The sequence below is a fragment of the Rahnella perminowiae genome (assembly GCF_019049755.1).
In the GTDB taxonomy this organism is placed as follows: Bacteria; Pseudomonadota; Gammaproteobacteria; order Enterobacterales; family Enterobacteriaceae; genus Rahnella; species Rahnella perminowiae.
This window is the reverse complement of record NZ_JAFMOS010000212.1, coordinates 1-1,991: the sequence shown is the minus strand read 5'-3', so window position 1 is coordinate 1,991 and position 1,991 is coordinate 1. Positions and strand designations below refer to the sequence as shown.

Below are 1,991 nucleotides of genomic sequence, written 5' to 3'. Positions count from 1 at the left end.
TCTGTTATTTGGTTTTGTTACGGGTTTTATTAAACCCACGCTGGACAGTATTCTCCCTGATATTAATACGGGAAGAATAAAAAATATGACAATAAACACGACCACGTTAAACTATTTCTTTGGCCTGACGGGCACACTATTGTCTTATGTCCTAAGCACTGACAGCACAAAAACCTACCTGAGTATTGCGCTTTTACTCTGTGTGATGGGACTCATTTTTCTTTTTAGGATCCCTGAGAAAGTCAGCTCGGATGCGGTGAAGCCAAAATACAAAAAGGTTATGCTGGAAGCATTAAGAGAAATCGTTTCCAATAAAATGATATTACTGATGAGCATTACTTATTTTATGATTGGCGTGTGTTCGATGGCGATCTTTGTGGCCGGTGTTGCCCTGCACGTCAAGGAGTTAGATAACAGTAACAACTTTTATATCGCAGGCATGCAAATTGCCTGGTCATTAGGCGGGTTAGTGACCGGTTTCTTTGTTTTACGTAAATTGAAAATCACTAACCACAGTAGTCTTTATATCACCGGCTGGTTAATTTGCAGCTGCGGTGTCATTTTCTTCGGCCTCAGTCAGACCCCCTATCTTTGTCTGGCCTCCGGAGTTCTATGGGGCGTAGGGACCAGCATCGGGTTCTCAATGACCCGTCTGATCATCCAATCCAACACGGAAGATAAATATAAAGGGGCTATTTTCTCAAGTTTCATTCTTATCAGCTGCCTCGGTGCCGCCGTCGGTGCAAAATTATTAACCGTCATTTCCGAATCCTATTCCGCGGGTATCGCGGTCGCGACAGACGGGATGATATTTGCTGTGGTTACGCTCTGCCTGTTCCTGATGCTGCGCATGGCAGAAAAACCCAATCTGCAGAGGACGTTCAGATGAATAATGCGGTTAGTGACAATGGATTTATGTTTGGAACAGGCGGACTTCAGGGCTTTATTGAGAGCTGCTGGCCGGATAAGAATTACCACGTGTTGCATGCGCAGTTAGATGATGTGCTCAGTTTTCTCAGCCTTCCCGGATCGTTTTCCGTTGACACGGTCCTGCAGGACTACAAATCTCCGGTCATGTGTTACGGCAAGAAATTACTGGAGAGTACGGAAGGCTTGTCAGACCGCTTAATGGTCAATGCAAACAAGGCCGCGAAACTTTACGCAGAAGGCGCCGCACTGGAGTTCGATTTTGCTGATTTGGCCTATGAAAAATTGTATAAGATTGGGAAAAAACTCAAAAAAAACCTGTTATTACCCAATAATGTCTTTCATAAGGCTATCATTTACGCCGCGCACAAACAGGGAGGACTCGTCCCCCATTTCGATTCCTACGTAAACTTTGTTTTCCAAATTCAGGGGGAGAAAAAATGGTATTTTATGCCCAATGAAAATGCCCTCCGGCCCCTTGAACACCTTGACTTAAAAGACTACCCCCATCTGTCTGCAGAAATGCAGCAGTACTGGCAGGGAGAGCCACCGACGAACTTCTTTGAACAGGCGACGGAAGTCGTCCTCAAACCCGGAAGCGTTTTATTTGTTCCCCGGGGATGGTGGCATGCTACCCGCTCTGACGTGGAGACCCTTGCGGTGAATCTCACGTATTCCGTACCCACGAAGGTGGAGGTGATCCTTGATGCACTTAAAAAAGAAATGGTTAAAGATCCCGCCCTGCGTGAATATATAACCAGTGAGGATGTATATCACCCAGAGCAAATAAATGAGTCGGTTATTCTTGCCACCAAAAATCTAACCGCCGATAGTTACCAAAGCAGTTACGCCGATGTCTTTGATAATTACCAGGCTCTTAACTATGCCATCAGAAAATACATGAGTTATCTGTCATGACAGAAAATATAACGCCTCACGATTTTGACCCGCGCAGCGAAGCCATCATTTCTTATACCGTAATGCTTATTGCGCTTGGCAGAAACTTTTCCATGACGCCCGCAGATCTTTCGCGGTGGGTTTTGGAACAGGCAACAGCAAGAGGG

The 1,991-nt window shown here is 45.5% G+C and carries 2 protein-coding genes; both read left to right on the top strand.

The window, feature by feature from the left end:
• On the top strand, window positions 1-889 hold an 889-nt coding region (locus J1785_RS01375; RefSeq protein WP_217218642.1), incomplete at its 5' end, for an MFS transporter.
• Window positions 886-1,845: a JmjC domain-containing protein gene (locus tag J1785_RS01370; RefSeq protein WP_217218641.1), complete on the top strand. Its 960-nt coding sequence runs from the start codon at window positions 886-888 to the stop codon at window positions 1,843-1,845. The genes J1785_RS01375 and J1785_RS01370, both read left to right, overlap by 4 nt.
• The last annotated feature ends 146 nt before the right edge of the window (window positions 1,846-1,991 follow it).

What these genes read in the sequence shown, in the direction of transcription:
- J1785_RS01370 (WP_217218641.1), top strand. Translation starts at nt 886, where the DNA reads ATGAATAATGCGGTTAGTGACAATGGATTTATGTTTGGAACAGGCGGA.